This is a genomic window from Halomonas sp. AOP7-B1-5 (genome assembly GCF_052353045.1).
GTDB lineage: Bacteria > Pseudomonadota > Gammaproteobacteria > Pseudomonadales > Halomonadaceae > Vreelandella > Vreelandella colorata.
This window is the reverse complement of record NZ_JBQTDC010000012.1, coordinates 1-21,137: the sequence shown is the minus strand read 5'-3', so window position 1 is coordinate 21,137 and position 21,137 is coordinate 1. Positions and strand designations below refer to the sequence as shown.

Annotated in this window: 19 protein-coding genes and 1 tRNA gene; 10 read left to right on the top strand and 10 right to left on the bottom strand. The window is 53.4% G+C overall.

What is annotated here, in order from left to right; genetic code table 11:
* Positions 1-2: 2 nt before the first annotated feature.
* The 6 genes from ACT3XD_RS08210 to gloB form a co-directional block, all read right to left on the bottom strand.
* Entirely contained in the window at positions 3-1,595 is a 1,593-nt protein-coding gene (locus tag ACT3XD_RS08210) for an ABC transporter ATP-binding protein (RefSeq protein WP_192539072.1), read from the bottom strand.
* Positions 1,588-2,658, bottom strand: coding sequence for an ABC transporter permease (locus ACT3XD_RS08205; RefSeq protein WP_192539071.1), 1,071 nt, complete (start codon positions 2,656-2,658; stop codon positions 1,588-1,590). Before ACT3XD_RS08205 ends, ACT3XD_RS08210 begins: the two co-directional genes overlap by 8 nt.
* Positions 2,659-2,660: 2 nt before the next feature.
* On the bottom strand, positions 2,661-3,734 hold the full coding sequence (locus tag ACT3XD_RS08200; RefSeq protein ID WP_192539070.1) for a microcin C ABC transporter permease YejB: 1,074 nt from the start codon (positions 3,732-3,734) through the stop codon (positions 2,661-2,663).
* A gap of 64 nt (positions 3,735-3,798) precedes the next feature.
* Complete coding sequence (locus ACT3XD_RS08195) at positions 3,799-5,610, bottom strand: extracellular solute-binding protein (protein ID WP_412767950.1); 1,812 nt, start codon at positions 5,608-5,610, stop codon at positions 3,799-3,801.
* A gap of 141 nt (positions 5,611-5,751) precedes the next feature.
* Positions 5,752-6,963 (bottom strand): transglycosylase SLT domain-containing protein, encoded by a 1,212-nt coding sequence (locus ACT3XD_RS08190; protein ID WP_192539068.1) that lies wholly within the window; start codon positions 6,961-6,963, stop codon positions 5,752-5,754.
* Positions 6,964-6,993: 30 nt separating this feature from the next.
* Positions 6,994-7,761 (bottom strand): hydroxyacylglutathione hydrolase, encoded by a 768-nt coding sequence (gloB, locus tag ACT3XD_RS08185; RefSeq protein ID WP_192539067.1) that lies wholly within the window; start codon positions 7,759-7,761, stop codon positions 6,994-6,996.
* A gap of 99 nt (positions 7,762-7,860) precedes the next feature.
* Between gloB and ACT3XD_RS08180 the strand changes: the two genes are divergently transcribed.
* Genes ACT3XD_RS08180 through nudC form a run of 4 tightly spaced genes read left to right on the top strand, consistent with a single transcriptional unit; the run spans position 7,861 to position 10,645 of the window.
* A complete protein-coding gene (locus ACT3XD_RS08180; RefSeq protein ID WP_192539066.1) occupies positions 7,861-8,673 on the top strand; it encodes a class I SAM-dependent methyltransferase in 813 nt (270 codons plus the stop codon).
* Complete coding sequence (rnhA, locus tag ACT3XD_RS08175; RefSeq protein WP_018916204.1) at positions 8,666-9,136, top strand: ribonuclease HI; 471 nt, start codon at positions 8,666-8,668, stop codon at positions 9,134-9,136. The genes ACT3XD_RS08180 and rnhA overlap by 8 nt, the downstream gene beginning before the upstream one ends.
* Positions 9,136-9,873: a DNA polymerase III subunit epsilon gene (gene dnaQ / locus ACT3XD_RS08170; protein ID WP_192539065.1), complete on the top strand. Its 738-nt coding sequence runs from the start codon at positions 9,136-9,138 to the stop codon at positions 9,871-9,873. The genes rnhA and dnaQ overlap by 1 nt, the downstream gene beginning before the upstream one ends.
* Positions 9,866-10,645: an NAD(+) diphosphatase gene (gene nudC, locus ACT3XD_RS08165; RefSeq protein WP_192539064.1), complete on the top strand. Its 780-nt coding sequence runs from the start codon at positions 9,866-9,868 to the stop codon at positions 10,643-10,645. Before dnaQ ends, nudC begins: the two co-directional genes overlap by 8 nt.
* 29 nt (positions 10,646-10,674) lie before the next feature.
* Here nudC and ACT3XD_RS08160 read toward each other — a convergent pair whose 3' ends face one another.
* Positions 10,675-10,983: an SCP2 sterol-binding domain-containing protein gene (locus ACT3XD_RS08160; RefSeq protein ID WP_192539063.1), complete on the bottom strand. Its 309-nt coding sequence runs from the start codon at positions 10,981-10,983 to the stop codon at positions 10,675-10,677.
* Positions 10,984-11,132: 149 nt separating this feature from the next.
* On the opposite strand from ACT3XD_RS08160, the gene sohB reads away from it, so the two are divergent.
* Positions 11,133-12,176, top strand: a complete 1,044-nt coding sequence (sohB, locus tag ACT3XD_RS08155; protein WP_192539062.1) for a protease SohB — start codon at positions 11,133-11,135, stop codon at positions 12,174-12,176.
* Positions 12,177-12,191: 15 nt separating this feature from the next.
* On the opposite strand, the gene ACT3XD_RS08150 is transcribed toward sohB, so the two are convergent.
* On the bottom strand, positions 12,192-12,509 hold the full coding sequence (locus ACT3XD_RS08150) for an ArsR/SmtB family transcription factor (protein WP_192539061.1): 318 nt from the start codon (positions 12,507-12,509) through the stop codon (positions 12,192-12,194).
* Between the two features lie 395 nt (positions 12,510-12,904).
* On the opposite strand from ACT3XD_RS08150, the gene ACT3XD_RS08145 reads away from it, so the two are divergent.
* From ACT3XD_RS08145 to ACT3XD_RS08135, 3 genes are all read left to right on the top strand, one after another.
* The gene (locus tag ACT3XD_RS08145) at positions 12,905-14,818 is read left to right on the top strand and encodes a propionyl-CoA synthetase (protein WP_192539060.1); all 1,914 of its coding nucleotides are present in this window, start codon (positions 12,905-12,907) and stop codon (positions 14,816-14,818) included.
* A gap of 139 nt (positions 14,819-14,957) precedes the next feature.
* Positions 14,958-15,626: a 7-cyano-7-deazaguanine/7-aminomethyl-7-deazaguanine transporter gene (locus tag ACT3XD_RS08140; protein WP_192539059.1), complete on the top strand. Its 669-nt coding sequence runs from the start codon at positions 14,958-14,960 to the stop codon at positions 15,624-15,626.
* A 77-nt stretch (positions 15,627-15,703) separates the two neighbouring features.
* Positions 15,704-16,510 carry an alpha/beta fold hydrolase gene (locus ACT3XD_RS08135; RefSeq protein WP_192539058.1) on the top strand — a complete coding sequence of 269 codons (807 nt, stop codon included), beginning with the start codon at positions 15,704-15,706 and terminating at the stop codon, positions 16,508-16,510.
* 41 nt (positions 16,511-16,551) lie between these two features.
* Here ACT3XD_RS08135 and ACT3XD_RS08130 read toward each other — a convergent pair whose 3' ends face one another.
* Together ACT3XD_RS08130 and ACT3XD_RS08125 are read right to left on the bottom strand one after the other, a co-directional pair.
* Complete coding sequence (locus ACT3XD_RS08130; protein ID WP_192539057.1) at positions 16,552-17,955, bottom strand: 3'-5' exonuclease family protein; 1,404 nt, start codon at positions 17,953-17,955, stop codon at positions 16,552-16,554.
* Between the two features lie 12 nt (positions 17,956-17,967).
* Entirely contained in the window at positions 17,968-19,098 is a 1,131-nt protein-coding gene (locus tag ACT3XD_RS08125; protein ID WP_192539056.1) for an ABC transporter substrate-binding protein, read from the bottom strand.
* 151 nt (positions 19,099-19,249) lie between these two features.
* On the opposite strand from ACT3XD_RS08125, the gene ACT3XD_RS08120 reads away from it, so the two are divergent.
* Positions 19,250-20,956 carry a potassium/proton antiporter gene (locus ACT3XD_RS08120; RefSeq protein ID WP_192539055.1) on the top strand — a complete coding sequence of 569 codons (1,707 nt, stop codon included), beginning with the start codon at positions 19,250-19,252 and terminating at the stop codon, positions 20,954-20,956.
* 58 nt (positions 20,957-21,014) lie between these two features.
* Positions 21,015-21,105 (top strand) — tRNA-Ser (locus ACT3XD_RS08115).
* Positions 21,106-21,137 lie beyond the last annotated feature (32 nt).

The window sequence follows — 21,137 nt, the reverse complement described above, 5'->3', positions numbered from 1 at the left end:
CGTTAAGCAGGTAGTTGGCGCAAATGGGCGGCCGCAATTAACGCTTGGGTGTACGGGTGCTGGGGCGAGGCGAGAACGTCAAGGCAGGACCCTTGTTCAACCACTTCACCATCTTTTAACACCATAATACGGTGCGCCATGGCGCGTATGACGGCCAGGTCGTGGCTAATAAACAGATAGCTCAGCTGGCGGCGTTCCTGTAGCTGGCGCAGCAGGGTAACTAGCTGCTTTTGCACGGTGCGGTCCAGCGCCGAGGTCGGCTCATCCAGTACTAATAGCTCAGGCTCCAGAATAATCGCCCTGGCCACGGCAATACGCTGGCGCTGCCCGCCGGAAAATTCGTGCGGGTAACGCGCCGCACAGCTTTCCGGTAAGCCCACTTCATGCAGAGTTTGATGCACGCGTTGGGTTACTTCGCTGAGGGGCAAATCAGGGTAATGAAAGCGCAGCCCTTCGCTGACGATATCAAATACCGGCATACGCGGCGAAAGCGCGCCATAAGGGTCCTGGAAGACCATCTGCAAACGATGGCGCTGGCGGCGTAATGCATTGCCCGTCAACTGGCTTAACGGAACATCGCCCAGGTTGATTTCTCCCCGGCTTTGCACAAGGCGCATGATCGCGGAGGCGAGCGTGGTTTTGCCCGAGCCTGATTCACCGACGATGCCCAGCGTTTCACCTGGAGCAATCGTCAAATCCATTGCCTTGACGGCTTCGAAAGGGGGCGGCTGACGCTTGAATAATCCCGTTTTGGGGCGCTCAAAACTGACTTTTAGCTGGCGCGCGGTGAGTAGTGGCTTGGTGGCGGCAAGTGCCGCAGGCCTGCCTTCAGGTTCTGCCGCTAAAAGCGCTTTGGTGTAGTCGCTTTGCGGGTTGTTAAACACCTCTTCAACCGGCCCTATTTCCTGAATTTTACCGCGATACATGACGCAAACCCGTTCGGCATAACGGCGTACCAGGTTAAGATCGTGGCTAATAAACAGCATACCCATGCCGTGCTGGTCGCGAAGCTCTTTTAAAAGGGCGAGTATGTCTTGCTGAACGGTAACATCCAGCGCTGTCGTGGGCTCATCGGCGATCAGCAGCGCCGGGTTGTTGGCGATGGCCATGGCAATCATCACCCGCTGGCGCTGGCCGCCAGAAAGCTGGTGTGGCCATGCCTCAAGCAACTCATCAGCGCGGGGCAGTTTGACCTGCTCTAGAAGCTCTTTCGACCGGGTACGCGCTGCCTGCCCGCGAAGCCCCTGATGCAGGCGTAGCGCTTCGCCAATCTGCTTGCCTATACGATGCAGCGGGTTAAGCGAGGTCATGGGCTCTTGAAAGACAAATCCAACACGATTACCGCGTACCGCATTCCAATCTCGGCGGGTAAGCTTATTAAGGTCTGTCTCCTCAAGCCAGCGCCCACCGCTTACTTCGGCATTACTGGGCAATAAATTGATGGCGCCTAATGCTGAGACTGACTTGCCAGACCCGGATTCACCCACGATAGCCAGGGTTTCACCGGCATTGACGGTAAGCGTTAAGGCATCCACTACCACTGCGCCATCAAAAGCAATGGTCAGGTTGTCGAGGCGAAGCAGTGGTTTAAGCATGGTTAGCTTCCTGCGCGGGTTTAAGACGCGGTTTTACGTGGCGTGGATCAAAGGCATCGCGCAGGCCCTCGCCAATAAACACGAGTAACGAGAGCATAATGGCCAGCGTCATGAACGCCGTAATCCCAAGCCACGGCGCATGAAGGTTGTTTTTACCTTGGGCGGCAAGCTCACCCAGCGAGGGAGAGCCTGGTGGCAAACCAAAGCCCAGGAAATCCAGCGCAGTCAGCGTACCGATCGCCCCGGTAAACAGAAAAGGAATAAACGTAAGCGTGGCGACCATGGCATTCGGCAGGACATGGCGCCACATTATCAGGCGTGAAGGCAGCCCCATGGCTTTTGCAGCGCGGACATATTCCAGATTGCGGGCGCGTAAAAATTCCGCGCGGACAATATCGACCAGGCCCAGCCAGGAAAACAGCAGCATAATGCCCAGCAGCCACCAAAAACCCGGCTGCACAAAGCTTGCCAGAATTATCAGCAGAAACAGGACGGGAAGACCCGACCATATTTCGGTTATCCGCTGGCCAATAAGATCCACCTTGCCACCAAAATAACCCTGCACACCGCCTGCCAGTACACCCATTACCAATGAACCTGCCGTTAACACCAGGGCAAAGGCGACCGAAAGCCGAAAGCCATAAATGACGCGGGCCAATACATCGCGGCCTTGATCATCGGTACCCAGCCAGTGGCGGGTATCGGGCGGCGCGGGGGAAGGCTCTGTCATCTGCATATCCAGCGTTTGATAGGAGAAGGGGATAAGCGGCCATAGCGCCCAGCCATTCTCGTTAATCTGCTGCTGAATAAAAGGGTCCAGATAATCTGTTCGAGTGGGTAAAAAACCGCCGAACTCGGTTTCTGGATAGTCAACCAGCAGCGGTGCGTACCACTGGCCGTCGTAATGCAGAATGAGCGGCTTGTCGTTGGCGATGAGTTCAGCAAATAAGCTTAAAATAAACAGTACGCCAAATAACCAGAGCGAAATGCGCGCCCGGCGATTGGCCTTGAAAGCCGCAAGCCTACGCAGCGTAATCGGTGAAAGCCGTGAACTGATAGACATCTTCACGACTCCCTTGAAGCGAAGTCGATACGCGGATCTACCCACATATAGGTCAGGTCGGAAATCAGCTTAAGCAGCAATCCAATCACCGTGTATAAAAAAAGCGTGCCAAAAATTACCGGATAATCGCGCTGCATCACGGCCTCAAACCCCAGCAGTCCCAAACCATCGAGTGAGAAAATGACTTCAATCAGCAGCGCGCCGGTAAAGAAAATACCGATCATGGCGGCCGGTAAACCCGCAATGATGATCAGCATGGCGTTGCGAAACACATGGCCATACAGAATGCGCTGCTCGGTGGCTCCTTTGGAACGCGCCGTCAGTACGTACTGTTTATGAATCTCGTCTAAAAAGCTGTTTTTAGTCAGCATGGTTAGCGTTGCAAAGCTGCCAATGGCCGCCGCCGTCACCGGCAGCGTGATATGCCAGAAGTAGTCTTTTATCTTGCCCCAGGTGGACAGGTCGGCAAAATCCGGTGAGGTTAATCCGCGCAGCGGGAACCAGTCTAGATAGGTGCCGCCTGCGAAAAGCACAATCAGCAGGATTGCGAAAAGAAACCCGGGTATGGCGTAGCCGACGATCACTAGCCCTGAGGTCCACACATCAAGCCGTGAGCCGTGTCGTAACGCCTTGCGGATGCCTAGAGGGATGGAAATCAAGTAGACCAGCAGAGTGGTCCATAGCCCTAATGAAACCGATACCGGTAGGCGTTCAATCATTAGGTCGATAACCGGGCGATCACGAAAAAAGCTTGTTCCGAAGTCGAAGGTAAGATAATCCGCCATCATGCCAATAAAACGCTCGTGGGCAGGCTTGTCGAACCCAAACTGCTGTTCTAGCTGCTCGATAAACCGGGGGTCAATGCCGCGTGCGCCCCGCGAGTCATCATTTACCTGTACATCGGCACCCCCCATGTCCAGGCGCGTGCTGGCCATGGCATTGGCGCCTTCAAAGCGCGCCAACATCTGATCAATCGGCCCACCGGGGGCTGCCTGAACAATCATAAAGTTGAGCAGCATGATTCCCACCAGTGTGGGGATCATTAACAGCAGTCGGCGTAGTGTATAGCGTGCCACAGTGCACTCCGTGAGTCGTGTGACTTGGATATTGTGATTAGTATTTTTTGTGGCCTGGTCAGACTCAACGACGACGCTGCAAGGCAGCTTCACGGTCGGTGTCGACCCACCAGGCATCTAAATCCATCGCGTACGCTGGGAAAGGCTCTTGGTAGCCGAACTTATCCCATACCGCAATACGCGTTTCGCCGGAGTGATAATGGGGAATCGTGTAAAATCCCCAGCGCAGCACGCGGTCAAGCGCACGCGTCGCAGTATCCAGTTCTTCCCGGTTCTCCGCGCTAATAATCTCCTCAATTAATGCATCCACTGCCGGGTGAGCAAGCGCCATTCGGTTACGGCTTTGCGGCGCCTCAGCAGCAGCACTGCTCCAGAAGTCACGCTGTTCATTGCCGGGGTTGTTAGACTGAGGGAAGTGGCTGATCACGATATCGAAATCGTAATTACGCTGACGATTGAGGTATTGGTTGATATCCACAATTCGCATGGAGGTTTGTACCCCAAGGCGCGCCATGTTGCGGAGCATTGGTTGCACTACACGCTCAAGGCTTGCGTCGTAAAGCATGACCTCTAGACGTAGAGGTTCTCCTGTCTGCTCATTAACCAATACGCCGTCTTCAACTTGGTAGCCCGCTTCATGAAGTAGTTCAAGTGCCCGGCGCAGCCGGTCACGAATCTCAGTCGGTTGATCGATAGGCAGTGAGTCGGTAAATAGCCTGTCTGAGCGATGAGATGCTAAAAGCTCTTCGCGGAAAGGTTCCAGCAGGGCAAGCTCCGCTTCTGACGGAGGGCCAACGGCTTCCATTTCTGAGTTCTGGAAATAGCTTTCGGTGCGCTGGTAGGCTTTATAAAAAATATTGGTATTCAGCCAGGGAAAGTCGAAGGTCAGGCTAAGCGCTTCGCGAACTCGCGGGTCTTGAAACTTTTCTTTGCGTAGGTTGAAAACAAACGCCTGCATCAATGAGGGGTTTACATCAGGTATCGTAATGCGTTCAACCAACCCTTCGCGATACGCCGGAAAATCGTAGCCAATCGCCCAAGTGGCCGCTCGTGCATCTATTCTAAAATCTGTCAGGCCCGCCTTGAAGGCTTCCCAGGCGATATCCCTGTCACGATAGTAATCGTAAATCACCCGATCAATATTGTAGCGGCCAACGTTAACCGGCAGATCCTTGCCCCAATAGTCCTCATCACGCTGATAAACGATGCGCCGCCCGGGATCGACCTCGCTAATACGATAGGGGCCGGAGCCTGGATGTGCAGTTAGCGTGGGCGCGGTGAAATCGTGCGATTCCCAATAGTGGCGGGGCAGGATGGGGAGCTGAGTAACGATTAACGGTAATTCACGAGACTCTGTGCTCGAAAACTCAAAACGAACCTGGTGCTCGTTTAGCGCAACGATTTGCTCAACATCGGCATAATAACTGGCGTAAAACGGATTGCCTTTCTCACGCAGCAGGTTAAAGCTAAATACGACATCATAAGCCGTGACGGGCTCGCCATCCTGAAAGCGCGCTTCAGGGCGAAGGTCAAACTCCATCCATTCACGGTTCGGGTCCAGACGCACGCCTTCGGCTAGCAAGCCATAGAGGCTGAAGGGCTCGCCCGGGTTGCTCACCATTAATGTATCGTAGATCTGCGATATGCCGGTGGCGGGCGTACCGCGAATAATGAACGGATTGGTTGAGTCAAAGCTACTGCCCACGGCGGTGTGGGTGATGCTACCGCCTTTAGGCGCCTGCGGATTGACGTGAGGAAAATAGGCAAAATCTGATGGAAGCTCAGGGCTATCATAAAGCGATAAGCCATGCATGGTTTCAATGGGCGCGGTGTTTGACGGCAATACATCGGCGGCCGTTACCCCGTCTGCTGTCATGGCCTCCGCCTGGGAGTCAGCCTGTGTATCGAGAGCAAAGGCTGAAAGGCTCAACAGCAAACAGTTGACGATTAAAAACGTCTTTACAAACAGAACACCACGCGGCATCGGTTACGTCCCAAGTGATCAGAGTTTTTCAACTCAACTTCCTGAAAGGGTCAGGAGCTGGCCTGGTTGTAAAGCCTCCGGGCGGTCGAGGGCATTCCAGCGTATTAAGTCATTCTGAGTGACATTGTACCGGCTGGCAATGGCTGACAGATTGTCCCCACTTTCAACGCGATGAATATCCGGCGTTTGGGTAGAGGCAAGCTCAGTAGATGTGGTCGGAGAAAGCTGAGCTAACACTTGAGTATCGACTTCTTCGGGGACCAGCAGCGTTTGTACGTTGCGCGGGTCGATACTGCCATTTAGCAGACCAGGGTTTAGCTCGGCTAGCGCTGATTGACTAACGTCTAAAAGCTGGGAAGCTTGAGCAATACTAAGCGGTTGTTCAAGCTGAACTTTAGCAAACACGGGATCCAGAGTGATGTCTGGCAAGGCGACGTTGAATTGCTCAGGGTTATTGATGATAGTGGCGATGGCTTTGAGCTTGGGGATGTACTGCATGGTTTCATGCGGCAGTGCAAGATCCCAGTAATCGCCTACCGACCCCTGGGCTTGTGCATTACGCTGTGCGCGATTAACGGTGCCGGCACCGGCGTTATAAGCGGCTAATGAAAGCATAATGTCGCCGTGATACCACTCATCGGCCTGCATTTCCAGGTAGTCCAGCGCGGCCGCGGTGGAGGTGATAACGTCTAATCGGCCATCGTAGTTACCGTTACGCACTAGCCCTAATGCATCGCCTGTACCCGGCATAAATTGCCACAGCCCTGCGGCACCGCGGTGGCTTTTGGCGCTGGGATCAAAAGAGCTTTCCACGAAAGGAATTAACGCTATTTCACCGGGCAGGCCGCGTTCACTTACCTGCTGAGTGATCCAGGCAAGCCAGGGGGTGGCGCGTTCGGTAATGGTGGCAATATTGTGTGGGCTTGAACGATAGTACTCGATCCATTCATCAACCCGGGCCTGGGCGTCGGCGGGCAGGGTCAAGTCCTGCCATTGAAAGCTTGCGCGCAATTTTGTCCAGGCATCCTGCGGTTCCAGCGTTAAGGCTTCCCAAAAATGGCTGTGAAACGAGGAGGGTTGCACTGTTACGGGTGTACCGACGTCGTCGGATGCCGTGGGCGTATAGGACGTATTATACGCGGGGGTTGACGCTTGTGAGTTTGCTGCAGCGGCCAGTAACAGGCCCATAATTAGCGTACTGCCAGCGCTTAGCAGTAAGCGCTGGCGAATCGTTCGATAGGTCATAGTGTCATTCGTTTGGTTTCGATAGCATTCTTAAAATCGGTTCTTCCACTCACGCAGAGTGGTGAACGTCGCGATGTCGTTATCATTAGCACCCTGTTCACCTGCCGCATTGCGCACGCTCGGTGTGCTTACACGCAGGTAGGGATTAATTTTCAGCTCGCGTCCTATCGTGCTGGGTAAGGTGGGGCGGTCTAGCGCCCTGGCCTTTTCGCATTCCTTTAAGGCGTATGTCACGTCGTCATTCTCTGGGTCAGCTGCTTGGGCAAACACAAGATTTGCCTGCGTATACTCATGAGCAGCAAAGACCAGCGTATCGTCAGGTAGTTCCGCTAGTTTGTTCAGCGAGGTATGCATTTGTTCAGGCGAGCCTTCAAACAAGCGGCCGCAGCCCGCGCAAAACAGGGTGTCGCCGCAAAACAGCAGCGCCGGTATACCCGGCGTATAGAAACTTATGTGGTCAAGCGTATGGCCCGGCGTTGCCATGACTTCAAACAGGCGGCCCATAATGCGAATTTGGTCGCCCTCACCCACGGCTTGGCTAATGCCCTTAATGGTTGGGTTCTCGGGGCCAATCACATGGGGCGAGTAACGTTTGATCAACTTGGCCAGTCCACCGGTATGATCGTGGTGGTGGTGAGTAATAAGGATGGTATCCAGCGTCAGTGATTCGCGCTCTAAAAGTTCAATAACAGGATCAGCGTCACCTGGATCCACCACGCAAACACTTTGACTGGTATCTTGTCTTAATAGCCAAATATAGTTGTCGCTAAGGGCGGGAATCGGTGTCACGCTCATCATGGGCGAGATCCTTTTAGGGTTGCAATTCTGCTGTTAAGTACGTTGAAAAGACGCAGAGATGTCGTTAAAAAGCCGTTACTTTGGAGGTAAGCGCTGTTCATGTCAAATTCGACAAGGGCCACTACAATCGCCAAGCGCTTGATAAGTAGCCAGCCTTACTGGCAAACCGATGCCGGACGCTCGCTTTGGGACATGCAGCGCGCCTGCCTGGGGCCGGTGGTTGAAAGCCGGGCTGGGCGGCATAGTTTAGAGATGAGTATGGGACCTGACCTAATGACCATGTCAGCGATCCCGCATGCCATTCGTTGGGCGCCAACCTATGAACTGGCAACCAGCCCGTCGACGCTAGTGTGCCCCTCTGACCATCTAGCGCTACCTGATCGCTGCATGGATGTGGTGATCATCCATCATTGGCTAGAGCATCTGGACGATGCCCACCACACGTTACAGGAAGCGGCGCGGGTAACCGCCGACAACGGCATACTAGTGCTGTTTGGCTTCAACCCAATGGGGATCAATGGGTTGACGCGCCGATGGCGCAAGCGTCGCCCGGCATTCCCCTGGAACGGTGAGCGGCATAAGCCTGGCCGGCTACGCGATTGGTTGGCGTTTGTCGATTTTGAGGTCGAGCGCGTAGACTATTGCTGTTTTAGAGGCTTGATGAAGTCGTCTTGTCGTGAAGGGTGGGAGACTACGGGGCGTCGACACAACCTGCCGTGGGGGGAGAGCTATATGATTAAGGCGCAGCGACGTCAGCAATCAGCTCACGTCAAGCGGGTAAGATTTACGCTGCCAAGCCCGGTTTCCTCCTCGTCCCTGGGTGCTACGCGCAGCGGCAAACCGTCGCACTGCCAGTCTCATCAAGACACATTGAGCCAACGCCAGCCAATAAAGGATAGACAGAGTGAGTAATCAAGCGGCCGAGCGCCTACCACAGGTCACGGTATATACCGATGGTGCGTGCCGAGGTAACCCAGGCCCGGGGGGGTGGGGCGTCATTCTTTTTAGTGGCGAGCATGAGAAAACCCTAAAGGGCTATGAAGCTGACACCACCAATAACCGTATGGAATTAATGGCCGCGATCATGGCGTTACGTACGCTTAACCAACCGTGTGAAGTAGCGTTATGGACGGATTCCCAATATGTCCGGCAGGGGATTACTCAGTGGATACATAACTGGGTCAAACGGGGTTGGAAAACGGCTGCCAAGCAGCCCGTTAAAAACGCCGAGCTGTGGAAAGAGCTGCATGAAGAGACCCATCGCCACACGATTGAGTGGCACTGGGTAAAAGGACACAGTGGCCATCCAGGTAATGAGCGAGCCGACGAGCTCGCTAATGAAGCAATCGATGAGCAACATCAGAGGAGAGCGTGATGCGCCAAATAATCATGGATACCGAAACGACCGGTATCGACCCAAAAGATGGCCATCGTATTGTAGAGATTGGCGCCGTTGAGATGATCAACCGGCGTTTTACCGGGCGTACTTACCATCAATATATTAATCCTGAACGCCACATTGACGCCGAAGTCGTCGCGATTCACGGGATTGATGATGCAAAGGTCGCCAACGAGCCGGTGTTTGCCCAGATTGCCGACGAGTTCTGGGCTTTTATCGAAGGGGCGGAACTGGTAATTCATAACGCGCCGTTCGATGTGGGCTTTATGGATCACGAGTTTGGCAGGCTTAACCAGCAGCGCGGCGGCACGCCGTTAGGGCCCGTTCGTCAGTATTGTCGAGTGCTGGATACGCTCACCATGGCGCGGGAGCTTCACCCCGGCCAGCGTAATAGCCTGGATGCGCTATGTAAGCGCTACGATATCGATAACGGCCACCGCGTACTTCACGGAGCTTTGCTTGACTCCGAGATTCTAGCCGACGTTTATCTGGCCATGACCGGTGGTCAAACGGCATTAACGCTTGACTCGGAAGCTTCTTCGAAAGAACAGCAGGCTAACTCGTCAAGCGAGGGCCTTTCGGTTCAACGCTTGAGCCTTAGCCCAGGGCAACTGCGCGTGGTGCGGCCTACCGCTGAAGAGCATGCGGCCCACCAGGCTAAATGCCAGGCTCATAAGCTCAATTGGTTTGAGGAAAGTGGTCACAATGCTTAGGCGTGAAATTCCGCATGATGCACGCGAAGGACGAGTCGTTTACGTTTCGCGAAGCCACTTGGCGCCCGCTCCATTAACGGGTGATCAGGCGCTGACCCCGCTACAGCCCTTTCAGCCGTGGACGGAGCAGATGCAGCCGCTGTGCTACTGGGATGATGAGCCGGTGGCGCTGTTGATTGAAAAAGAGCCCGGTGATGACTGGGTTGATGGGCGGCAATGGATGGCAGAGCTACCTGCTTCCTGGTTTAGCCTGCTTTCTACGGCTTTGCAGGTGGGCGCCTGGTTTGAAAACCATCGCTTCTGCGGGCGCTGCGGCGCACAGGCTACCAAGTTGGCTGCGGAATTTGCCATGCATTGCTATGCGTGTGGGCATCGCAACTATCCGCGTATTTCACCGTGCATTATTACGTTGGTAACCAGCGGTGAGGCGATGTTGTTGGCTCGCAGCCCGCGTTTTGCTCCCGGGCGCTATTCGACGCTGGCGGGGTTTATTGAGCCGGGTGAATCAGCCGAGGAGGCCGTTCATCGTGAGGTGTTTGAGGAGGTGGGCGTGCACGTTGATCAGTTGCGCTATTATCAAAGCCAAGCATGGCCATTTCCACACTCACTGATGTTTGGTTTTTTTGCGGAGGCCACTACACGGCGTATAAAAATCGATGGTGTTGAAATTAGCGACGCGGCTTGGTTTTCACCGCGGCAGCTTCCGTCGCTGCCGCCGCCGTATTCCATTTCACGTGAATTAATTGAAACGCATTTAGCGCGTTGGCGCTAATCAGCTAGTCATCACGACGCTATTGTGAATTAACCTGGAAACAGACTGGTTAACTTGGTGGCCAACATAACATTACCGGTGGCTTTAAGTTTGCCAGTCATAAAGGCAGTCATGCCGTTGATATCACCGCTCATGATGCCTTTCAAGGTGTCAGTGCTCATGCTCAGGCTGACCGATGGATCGTCGTGTTCGCCTTCTTGAACATCCAGAGTACGATCCTTGATGACTAAATAGTGGTCGCCAGCATCCGAAAAGTGGAACTGGAATACTTCATCCATGCCTTCGGCGGCCTCAGGATTAAAGCGGGCTTGCAGCTTTTCAAGCGTGTTAACTGACATGACAATATCTCCATTTGCAGAAAAATTACGTATAAATGGGTGACTAATGACCCGATGAATGTGAATGAGAGTATTTTAAACAACTGTTTTAATCAAGCCGTATGAATTGATATCAAGCGACAGTTTAACCTCGTCATAGGAGAGTGTACGTGAGTGAATGGATGGCAGAAATGGGCACTTTCGTGGTGCAAACCACGATTGTGGTGGTGCTGTTAGGTCTTGGAGCCTTACTTGTCTTACGTAGCAAAGGTTCTCATGAAGGCGACCTTAACCTCCATATTGAGCCGTTAAATGACCAGCGCCGGTCGCGTAAGCGGCGCCTTCGCGTTGCGGCAACGGAGCAGGGCGCCCGTAAAAAGCTGATCAAGGCGTTTCGCCAGGAAGATAAAAATCGCCAAAAAACGGCGAAGAGCAAAGACAGCGTTGAGCAAAAATCCAGAGTGTGGGTACTGGATTTTCACGGCGATATTAAGGCCTCTCAAACCGAGCAGTTTGCCCAGGAAGTGTCGGCGATCATTGATGTTGCCGAGCCCAGTGACGAGGTCGTGGTACGTTTGGAATCAGCGGGTGGGCTTGTCCACGCGTACGGGCTGGCCGCGGCTCAGCTGGACCGGCTGCAAAGCGCGGGGCTTGCGACTACCGTTTGCATCGACAAGGTGGCAGCGAGCGGGGGCTATATGATGGCCTGTACGGCTCAGCATATTAAGGCTGCGCCCTTTGCGGTGATCGGCTCGATTGGCGTGGTGGCGCAGGTACCTAACGTTCACCGCCTGCTTAAACGTCACGATATTGATGTTGAATTACTCACTGCGGGTAAATATAAGCGCACGCTAACGGTGATCGGGGAAAATACCCAAGAGGGCCGTGAAAAGTTTTTGGAAGATTTGGAAAACACCCATCGCCTGTTTAAGGATTACGTCAGCGAACATCGGCCTGATATGGATATCGAGACGCTGGCAACAGGCGAGATATGGTACGGCAGTGAAGCGCTCTCGAACCGGTTGATTGATAGCGTGGGCACCAGCGAGGCCTACTTGGTTGAGCGTATGGCAGACGCTAAGGTCTACCGGGTCAGGCTTGAGCCGCCGAAAACCATCAGCCGGAAATTTGGTCTGGCGGTATCGGCGGGTATTGAAAGTGCCATGCTAAAAGCTTTCAGCATGCTGGAAGCATCGGGCTGGCAGCGCCGCTAAGAAGCCGTCTGGCTTTTATGTCGTATAGTGATGCGCCAGGGTGTTTAAAATCGCTTTGGCGCTATCGCTACTCAACGAGTAGTAGATAGTTTGTGACTCCCGCCTTGTATTGACCAGCTCATCGCGTCGTAAAATTGCTAAATGCTGTGAGAGTGCCGATTGGCTAAGTGAAAGCTGCTGATTGATTTGCGTGACCGATAGCTCTTTCTCTGCCAGCAGACACAGAATTTGCAGCCTTTTTTCATTCGCCAAGGCCTTTAGAAGGTTAGTGCCTGCCTCAAGGGCCTGGCAGTTATTTTCAAGCAGACGTGCAGCGCTTGAGGACGCAGACATGATGATCTCCTTGCCTACACTGAATGGGTGTGGTCATTGCAGCGTTTTATAAATGGCATTTTTATAAATTATTATGGCATCGTCGCGGCGCGAAGATTGTTAATTTAATCATCGGTAATTTAGCGAGTTTTGTCCAAGCATTCGTTTAACGATTAATCAATGGTAGATTTTGGCTTCTTTGTCAACGACTAAAGCAGCTCTTGAACCCGCTATAAATAATTCTAAGAGCCCGCCTTTAAAATCGTTCTACATCTTTAGTCACTTTTTAATCCCCTAGGTGGGCTTCTAGCCCATAGTATGAAGGAAGAGTCTGCGTTTACTTTATACAGTGTCAGTCATGAGCCTCGCTGCGTTACTACAGTAAAGTTCGTTACTACAATAAAAATAGGGTCGTTATGAGCCGCTACCAAGAAGCCTTCCTGCAAGCGAATGAACAGCCCGAGCAGTTCTGGGCCGAGCAAGCCAAACGTCTGCCGTGGTTTATCCCACCAACCCAAATTCTTACGTATGACGACCAGCAGCACGCACGCTGGTTTAGCGATGGCGAAATAAACCTTTGCTATGCCGCGCTTGATTACCATGTTGAAAATGGCCGAGCTGACCAACCTGCAATCTATTGGGACTCTCCTGTCACCCAGTCCAAACGAACCCTCACCTATCAGCAGCTGCGTGATCAGGTGGCTTATTTCGCCGGGGCGCTTTCCGCGCTGGGCGTCGAAAAGGGCGATCGTGTGGTGATCTATATGCCCATGATTCCCGAAGCGCTGGTGGCCATGTATGCCTGTGCACGCTTAGGTGCGGTGCATTCAGTAGTGTTTGGTGGCTTCGCCCCGCATGAGCTGGCAGTCAGGATCGATGATGCCGAGCCGAAAGTGGTGGTTGCCGCTTCATGTGGTATTGAGGTGGATAAGGTAATTCCCTACAAGCCGATTATTGATCAGGCGCTTGGCTTAAGTGCCCATCAGCCTAATGCCTGCGTGGTCTATCAGCGTGACATATGCCCGGCAACGCTGACGGCACTTGATCACTGCTGGGACGCTATCATTGCCAAAGCCGTTTTTGCTGAATGTGTTCCGCTACTTAGCACGGATCCTCTTTACATTCTGTATACCTCAGGCACAACGGGTAAGCCCAAAGGGGTAGTGCGTGACACGGGGGGGTACGCCGTGGCGCTTGAGTACTCGATGCAGGCAATTTATGCCCTGGACCCCGGCGACGTGTTTTTTACCGCGTCTGATGTGGGGTGGGTGGTTGGCCACTCCTATATTGTGTATGCACCGCTGCTGCGTGGCTGCACCAGCGTTGTTTATGAAGGCAAGCCGGTAAATACGCCCGATGCGGGGAGCTTTTGGCGAGTCATTGAGGAGTACCAGGTTAAAAGCTTCTTTACCGCGCCTACGGCTTTCCGGGCGATCAAGAAAGCTGACCCAGATGCCAAACTGCTTGCCCGGTACGACATCAGTAGCTTGAAGCACCTGTTTGTCGCGGGCGAGCGGCTTGACCCTCCTACCTTTCATTGGTTGGATGATCTGCTGGATGTGCCGGTAATTGACCACTGGTGGCAGACCGAAACCGGCTGGCCGATTGCCGCCAACCAGCCGGGGCTTGATTCAATGCCTATCAAACCTGGGTCTGCAACCTTCCCTGTGCCGGGTTTTAATGTCGCCGTACTAGGGCGTGATGGCGAACCGGCAGCCCCGATGGAGCAGGGCAGTGTGGTCATCAAGCAGCCCATGCCGCCTGGGTGCTTAAGCGGTATTTGGCGCGACCCTCAGCGTTTTCATAGCGCCTACATGGCAGCTTTCCCGGGTTATTACCTGACCGGCGACGGTGGTTACTTCGATAACGACGGCTACCTGTTTATCATGGGGCGTACCGATGACGTTATTAACGTTGCCGGGCATCGGCTATCGACCGGCGAGTTGGAGGAGGTCGTAGGCGCGCATTCTGCCGTGGCTGAATGCGCGGTTATCGGCATTCATGATGTGCTCAAGGGGCAAATTCCGATTGGTCTGGTGATTCCTAAAGATGGCTTTAATGGCGATGAAGCAACGCTTGAAGCCGAACTTATTGCCCGCGTGCGCGACTATATCGGCCCTATTGCCTGTTTTAAGCAGGTTTTGGTAGTTAACCGGCTGCCTAAAACCCGTTCGGGCAAAATATTACGCAAGCTGTTGCGCAATATCGCGGACGGTAAGGCTTTTGGGGTTCCGTCGACCATTGATGATCCTTCAAGCCTTGATGAGGTGCATACTGCCATGTGCGAGCGTGCTATCGGTACGGCTAATAAGGCAACGCCTCTCGATTGAGCTACGGTGAGCTGCTTCAAGCAGGGCAGCTGGCTTTTATTGCGGTTAAGAAAGCGTATAATGCGCGCCCAGCAGCGCTATGCGCTTTCTTATGAGGGTTCCCTAACCCCTCTTGGCTTGTAAAAAAAGGTCATCTTGCATGTTTGCCTTAAGTGATACGCAGTACCGCCGTTGCCTCTTGGTAATGGTTGCCTTCCATATCGGTATTATTGCTGCCAGTAATTACCTTGTTCAGCTTCCGTTTACTCTATTTGGTTTTCATACCACATGGGGGGCGTTTAGCTTTCCATTTATCTTTCTAGCCACCGATTTAACAGTTCGGCTCTTCGGTAAAAGCGCCGCCCGGGCGATTATTTTAAGGGTGATGCTGCCTGCTCTGGTGGTTTCTTATGTGGTTTCCGTGGTCTTCCCACGCGGAAGCTTTGCCGGGATTGAAGCACTGGGTGAATGGAATCTATTTGTTGCCCGGATTGCGCTGGCAAGCTTTCTTGCCTACGTGATTGGGCAGCTGTTAGATGTGCAGGTGTTTGATCGGTTGCGCCAGTTGGCTTGGTGGATAGCCCCTGTTTGCTCAACGGTGCTGGGAAACCTTGCTGATACCTACGCTTTCTTCTCGACGGCGTTTTATAACAGCCCTGATGCCTTTATGGCGGCCAACTGGATCGAGATTGCTGCCGTTGATTACGCGATAAAACTCGCTATCAGCCTGCTGTTCTTTCTACCTCTATACGGTCTGCTGCTGGCCTGGCTTTCACGCCGTCTGGTGGTCTGGACCGGGCAAACTGATCTCTCCCCCCGTATGGCGTAGTAGAGTGGCTTAGCGCTTATAGGTAATGAGATAATGGCCTGCGGGTTTATTGTTTAATCACTATTTAGGGAGTTTATATGACTGACGCTGCCACGGTTGACCTTCATTACCTGGAAATGGACAGTGAGGGCGCTCCCGATTCCACGCCCCTGGTGGTGATTCATGGCTTAATGGGGAGCGCCGATAACTGGCGTTCCCACTTGAAAGCCTGGCAGCGTTCGCGGCGTGTCATTGCGGTAGATTTACGTAATCACGGCCGATCACCGCATAGCGACGATATGCGCTATGCCACGATGAGCCAGGACGTGCTGGCTCTGTTCGACAAGCTTTCCATTACTCAGGCACATGTGCTGGGCCATTCAATGGGCGGGAAAGTTGCTATTAGTTTGGCCAGACTGGCACCTGAGCGCGTGGTAACGCTGACGGTCGGCGATATTGCACCGGTGGTCTATCAGCATGGCCATGATGATGTTTTTGCAGCGCTTAAACGCGTTAGAGAAGGGCAGCCTAAAAATCGCCGTGAAGCGGATGACCTGTTGGCTGAACATGTGGACTCGCGCTCCACACGGCTTTTTTTAGCTACTAATTTAGCCCGGAACGAGGAAGACATTTTAGGGCTGCGTATCGGGCTTGATGAAATCCAGCGCGGCTATGGTGATATTATTGGCCTACCTGCGGGCGACGGCCCCTTTGAGGGACCCACGCTTGTACTGCGTGGCGCTGAATCACACTACGTTACCGACGATTTGCTGCCTGCTTTGCGTGAAGTGCTGCCGGGGGCGCGGGTTGTAACGCTAAAAAATGCTGGCCATTGGCTGCATGCAGAACAGCCAGAAGCGTTCCAGCAGGCGGTTGAAGCTTTTATTGAACATCACGAACACTGAAGCCCAGTGGGATTGTCGTTAAACGCTCTTAACCATGGCAGCTAGTCACAGGTTTTAACGGTCAGCCCATGCTGTTCCGGGGCACGTAAAAAACGGTTCAAAATACGATAACTGTCGATATCAAAAGCCGGGATGGCGCCGGATAGACGTTGAGCTTTTTTAAACGTATCGGCACTGCCCAGGTAGCACCAGTGATCGATAGCATGCCAGGCGCTTTTCCCACCCGTCACGGGTTTTTCTTGAATAATAATTCGTCCTTCCCAGGGCCACGCCTTAATCTGCAGCTGTGCCAACGCGTACTGGGCTCGCTGGGTATGCGCCTGCAACGTCTCCACACCTTCACAGGCGCCATTACATTTACCTAACTGGCGGGCAAAACAGCGGCCTTTGCCTTTGGTAATGCCCAGCACCTGAAGGCAAAGCTTATGTTCTTCGGCCGTTGCACGTAGCGTATCCTTGGCGTCTCTGGCACTGCGAAAAAGCCCGAAGAGCGCCCCGTCGGTGGGTTGGCTCAGTGCGTCGCCGTTAACCAGAGTGGGGTAGTTTTCCCCTGACGGCCAGTGCCAGGTGGTTAGCTTGCGTTGTTTGCGTAACTGGCGATTCATAATCGGCATCATCGACTTTACCAGCTGGGCTTCACGCAGTTGCGCGCCCAGATCGCCCGCAGTTTCTTCCCACTCAATGTGATGAATTTGCTGCGCGAGGCGCATGGCTTTGTTGTCTTGATGGTCACGCTGAAAATGACTCAATACCCGGCGGCGCAAATTGACACTTTTGCCCACGTACAGAGGGAGTCGATTATGTCCATAAAAGAAATACACCCCAGGCGATTCGGGCAACCCTTCCAACTGACGGCTATCCAAATGGGCAGGCAACGTGCGGTGTCGTTGCTCCTCAGTCAGTACGCTTTGCCATGTGTCGTCTGCATAGTGCGTTTGCCAAGCCTGCCAAAGTGACCACAGCGCGTTCACATCACTACTTGCCCGATGCGCGCGCAAGTTAATAATGCCATAGCGTTCAAGCAAGGCTTTTAAATTATGCTGTTGCTCCAGCGGAGCCAGTCGGCGAGATAGGCGCAGCGTGCAGATAATCGGCGTTCGATATTCGATGCCTACGCGCTTAAAGGCGTTACGCAGAAAGCTATAGTCAAAGCGTGCATTGTGGGCAACCAAGCGGTGGTCTTCACCCAGCCAAACGCGCAGCGACTCGGCAATGTCTTCAAAGCAGGGGGCATCGACGAGCATGTCATCGTCGATGCCGGTTAGCTGACTGATATTTGGCGGCACTCTAATACCAGGATTGATCAAGCTAGACCAGCTATCTACCTGGTGCCCGTTAATGATTTTAAGAGCGGCAATTTCAGTAATCCGGTCCCGCGTTGCGCTAGTTCCGGTGGTTTCCAGGTCAATAAAGACTAGCGGTGTTTCTGTCAGCGCACTGGCCATAGCGCTCCTGTATTAAAGGGTATGAGGGTCAACGGCTAAACGAGATATGGGCAGTTCAGCGTCGATTAGGCCTTCTTTTAGAAGATAAGTTTCAAACGCTGCATAGCGACGGGTATCCAGTGCCGCAGGACTTAACGCGATTCTGCGTAAAATATCCTGCCATGCGTCGGCATTGATGGGGTTATCAAGTATTGGGTGAGCATCTGTTAATAGCTGCCATGCCTGGGTTGGGTTTTCCACGATCCAATCGCTCGCCTCATCCAGGGCAATTAAAAAACGTGACCACGTATTGGCTTGTCTAGCCAAAGAGTCACTATTGGCGATGACAATCAAACCATCATGACGCGGGATACCTAAATCTCGATAACGGACGGTATGTGTGGTGATACCATTGGCAGCTAGCTGTTGAGGTAAAAAATGAAAAAAGCCATCAGCAATCGCATCAATATTGCCCTCATCAAATGCGCTGACTGGATTAAAATGCACGCTCTGTGGAGATAAGAAAGCATCCGTCTGGCGAACAGAACGCGGAATCAGCTCGGGAACTAGGATATCGGCACCTTCTCGGGTGGAGTATCCATAATGAAGCCCTGAAAGCTGGGTGGCATTTTCAGGCTGAGTCTCACCTTTTACAATAACGGCATTCAGCGGGGTCTCAATCAGCGTGGCAATGCGCGTGATGGGCATATTCTCATGGACCAGCAAATGCAGAATTGGCTGGCGCGTGAGGGCTAAATCAACTTCTCCCGCTGCCAGCAGTTTGATAGCAATGGTGGGGTCTGCAGGGGTCTGTAACTCCACATCCATGCCCTGTGCGGTAAATAAGCCACGCTCTTGAGCGGCCACCAAAGCGACATGCTGGGGGCTTAAGTACCAGTCGAGCATCACTGAGACGCTTTTCAGCGGTGGTGGCTCAAGGGGGGGGGGTAGCGAGAGAGCCGCGGCGGGCACTTCATTGACTACTTCGCTGTCAGTAGGCGGCGAAAGTGTGTCAAGGAACAGGATATCACTTTCCAAGGAAAGCGCTGGCTGCTCCTCTTGGATATCCGCTTCCTCTGCGTAAGCTGATGAAAATAGAAACAATAAACAAAACATCACCATCAATAAACGTGAATGCCCATAACGTGAAAGGCAGTACAACATAATCGGTCACTCCTGATATCTAGACGGCGGAGTTTAGCCCTGTCAATCCTTGGATGACCAGCCCCTTGTCGCTTTAGCTTACTGAGTTGACGCAGTAAATTTAATAGTGGCGTGTAATAATAGCGTGGCATTGATGTAGAGATGGAGAGACATGGACGCGATCTATACGTTCTTTTTAGTCGGCGGTTCTTTAATGGCGCTCAGCATATTAGCGAGCCGCCTATCATCAATGGTAGGCGTACCGTTGCTGCTTATCTTCCTGGGCCTGGGCATGCTGGCGGGCGAAGAGGGGGTGCTGGGGGTCGTCTTCGATGATTACGCGATGGCCTTCACTATCGGACACTTGGCGCTGGCCATGATCCTGCTTGATGGTGGCTTACGCACGCGGCTTAAAACATTCCGGGTAGGCTTTAAACCAGCGCTGTCGCTTGCCACCTTCGGGGTATTCATAACCAGTGCGATCGTGGGCTTGATCGCGATGTGGGTGTTCGATTTAAGCCTGGTGCAAGGGCTATTGGTAGGCGCGATTGTGGGCTCAACCGATGCCGCCGCCGTTTTCTCAATGTTGAGTGGACGTGGGGTGAATCTCAACGAGCGGGTAGGCGCCACGCTTGAGATCGAGTCCGGCACCAACGACCCGATGGCCATCTTCCTTACCTTGATGCTGGTTGAACTATTAGTCGGCGACATGGGTGGGCCTGTTGAAACCCTCATTTTCTTTATTTCTCAGTTTGGTATCGGTTTGATTGTCGGCTTAGGTGGTGGCTGGTTAAGCGCAAAACTGCTGCGCTGGCTGGATTTGGCGCCGGGCCTTTATGCCATGCTGGCCCTGGCCTTGGGCTTTAGCGTTTTTGGGTTAACCAGCGTGCTGGGCGGCAGCGGGTTTTTAGCGATCTACCTAGCAGGCCTCATGATTGGTAATCAGCCTGGCCGCCACCTTAACTTTATTCTTCCCGTGCACGATGGCTTGGCCTGGTTAAGCCAAATCGGTCTGTTCCTTGTGTTAGGACTTTTAGTGACGCCTAGCCAGCTGTGGGATGTGGCGTTGCCCGCTGGCTTAGTGGCGCTGGCGCTTATTTTTATCGCGCGTCCAGTGGCGGTACTTATCGCGATCAAGCCGTTCTTCAAGTTCCGCTGGCGGGAAACCTTCTTTATTGCCTGGGTGGGATTAAGGGGCGCAGTGCCGATTGTCTTGGCCATCTTCCCGGTTATCGGTGGGGTTGAGAATGCCTCGCTTTATTTTAATGTCGCCTTTGCCGTTGTGTTGATGTCGCTATTGATACAGGGCGGCTCGCTGACGCTTATGGCGCGCTGGCTAAAAGTGGAAGTGCCGGCGGGCACGACTCCCAACCGCCGAGGGCCATTGGGTATCTTGCCAGATAACGATTTTGAAATGTTTGTCTATATGGTCGAGAATCGGGATCTTGAAGATGTCCCCATCCGACTGCTGCGCTTTCCTTCGGGCGCGCTGATTTCAGCGCTGTTTCGTAATCACGCCATGCTCCACCCCAAAGGCAGCACCCGGTTAAAAATGGGAGATGTCATTTGTGTCATTGGGCGCACGGAAGATCTTCACGCGCTAAACCGCTTGTTTAATGGTGATGCCAAGCTCAAGCAGGAGCGCGCCTTCTTCGGCACGTTTACGCTCGAAGGTAGCGCACAGATGCTGGATGTCGCTCAAGCCTATGGCTTAACGTTAAGCCCCGGCGAGCATGACATGACCTTGGCCGAATTCGTGGCCCTGCGCGTAGGCGGGCACCCGGTCATCGGTGATGATGTCGACTGGCACGGCATTCACTGGGTCGTCAGCGATATGGAGAAGGGTACGATTACCCGTGTGGGCCTTCGATTGTATTGATTTCGCTAGAAGGTGTTGACTTCCAAGGGAATACTGTTAATATACGCACCCATAAGCCGGAGGGATGGCAGAGCGGTTGAATGCACCGGTCTTGAAAACCGGCGTAGGTGAATAACCTACCCAGGGTTCGAATCCCTGTCCCTCCGCCACCTATTACGAATAAGCCGCTGATTACAGCGGC